This window comes from Neisseria sp. P0021.S007 (genome assembly GCF_051956855.1).
Genome location: NZ_JBQCXA010001086.1, coordinates 1 through 533, shown reverse-complemented (window position 1 = coordinate 533; position 533 = coordinate 1). Strand labels below are relative to the sequence as shown.

General features: G+C 53.5%; 1 protein-coding gene. It reads left to right on the top strand.

Annotated elements, in window-relative coordinates; translation table 11 throughout:
- Positions 1-170: 170 nt before the first annotated feature.
- A partial coding sequence (locus ACTHUR_RS17660; RefSeq protein WP_440400025.1) for an FAD-dependent oxidoreductase occupies positions 171-533 on the top strand: 363 nt, incomplete at its 3' end.

The window sequence follows — 533 nt, the reverse complement described above, 5'->3', positions numbered from 1 at the left end:
ACCGATTCACTTGGTGCTTCAGCACCTTAGAGAATCGTTCTCTTTGAGCTACGGCGAGGCAACGCCGTACTGGTTTAAAGTTAATCCACTATACATTTTCAGACGACCTGAGTTTCAAGTAAAATCTACCTCGTCTGAAACACACTCAATCTCTCAGTAAGGAAAACATCATGAGCAACCATCACAAACTCATCATCCTTGGCTCAGGTCCTGCCGGCTACACTGCCGCCGTCTATGCCGCCCGCGCCAACCTCAAGCCCGTCATCATTACCGGTGTCGAACAGGGCGGACAACTGATGACCACCACCGAAGTCGACAACTGGCCCGCCGATGCCGAAGGCGTACAAGGCCCGGAGCTGATGGCTCGTTTCCAAGCCCACGCCGAACGCTTCGGCACCGAAATGATTTTCGACCAAATCCACACCGTTGATTTGCAAAACCGTCCCTTTACCCTCAAAGGTGACATGGGCGAATACACCTGCGACGCCTTGATCGTTGCCACCGGCGCATCCGCCAAATATCTTGGGCTGCCC